We start from the raw sequence: 1,356 nt of genomic DNA, 5'->3' as shown, positions 1-1,356 counted from the left end.
CTAACTTTGTTTTAGGGCGACTGCCCTGCTGCGTAACATCGTTGCTGCTCCATAACATCAAACATCGACCCACGGCGTAACGCGCTTGCTGCTTGGATGCCCGAGGCATAGACTGTACAAAAAAACAGTCATAACAAGCCATGAAAACCGCCACTGCGCCGTTACCACCGCTGCGTTCGGTCAAGGTTCTGGACCAGTTGCGTGAGCGCATACGCTACTTGCATTACAGCTTACCAACCGAACAGGCTTATGTCCACTGGGTTCGTGCCTTCATCCGTTTCCACGGTGTGCGTCACCCGGCAACCTTGGGCAGCAGCGAAGTCGAGGCATTTCTGTCCTGGCTGGCGAACGAGCGCAAGGTTTCGGTCTCCACGCATCGTCAGGCATTGGCGGCCTTGCTGTTCTTCTACGGCAAGGTGCTGTGCACGGATCTGCCCTGGCTTCAGGAGATCGGAAGACCTCGGCCGTCGCGGCGCTTGCCGGTGGTGCTGACCCCGGATGAAGTGGTTCGCATCCTCGGTTTTCTGGAAGGCGAGCATCGTTTGTTCGCCCAGCTTCTGTATGGAACGGGCATGCGGATCAGTGAGGGTTTGCAACTGCGGGTCAAGGATCTGGATTTCGATCACGGCACGATCATCGTGCGGGAGGGCAAGGGCTCCAAGGATCGGGCCTTGATGTTACCCGAGAGCTTGGCACCCAGCCTGCGCGAGCAGCTGTCGCGTGCACGGGCATGGTGGCTGAAGGACCAGGCCGAGGGCCGCAGCGGCGTTGCGCTTCCCGACGCCCTTGAGCGGAAGTATCCGCGCGCCGGGCATTCCTGGCCGTGGTTCTGGGTTTTTGCGCAGCACACGCATTCGACCGATCCACGGAGCGGTGTCGTGCGTCGCCATCACATGTATGACCAGACCTTTCAGCGCGCCTTCAAACGTGCCGTAGAACAAGCAGGCATCACGAAGCCCGCCACACCGCACACCCTCCGCCACTCGTTCGCGACGGCCTTGCTCCGCAGCGGTTACGACATTCGAACCGTGCAGGATCTGCTCGGCCATTCCGACGTCTCTACGACGATGATTTACACGCATGTGCTGAAAGTTGGCGGTGCCGGAGTGCGCTCACCGCTTGATGCGCTGCCGCCCCTCACTAGTGAGAGGTAGGGCAGCGCAAGTCAATCCTGGCGGATTCACTACCCCTGCGCGAAGGCCATCGGTGCCGCATCGAACGGCCGGTTGCGGAAAGTCCTCCCTGCGTCCGCTGATGGCCGGCAGCAGCCCGTCGTTGCCTGATGGATCCAACCCCTCCGCTGCTATAGTGCAGTCGGCTTCTGACGTTCAGTGCAGCCGTCTTCTGAAAACGACA

Annotated in this window: 1 protein-coding gene; it reads left to right on the top strand. The window is 60.3% G+C overall.

Translation table 11 applies throughout. From position 1 onward, the window contains the following. Positions 1 to 140: 140 nt before the first annotated feature. On the top strand, positions 141 to 1,154 hold the full coding sequence (intI1, locus tag OKB87_RS23500) for a class 1 integron integrase IntI1 (protein ID WP_000845039.1): 1,014 nt from the start codon (positions 141 to 143) through the stop codon (positions 1,152 to 1,154). The last annotated feature ends 202 nt before the right edge of the window (positions 1,155 to 1,356 follow it).

This window comes from Aeromonas sp. Y318-1, assembly GCF_027706125.1.
GTDB lineage: Bacteria > Pseudomonadota > Gammaproteobacteria > Enterobacterales > Aeromonadaceae > Aeromonas > Aeromonas hydrophila.
The sequence above is the reverse complement of the archived record's forward strand: the minus strand, read 5'-3'. Positions and strand labels throughout refer to the sequence as shown.

What these genes read in the sequence shown, in the direction of transcription:
- intI1 (WP_000845039.1), top strand. Translation starts at nt 141, where the DNA reads ATGAAAACCGCCACTGCGCCGTTACCACCGCTGCGTTCGGTCAAGGTT.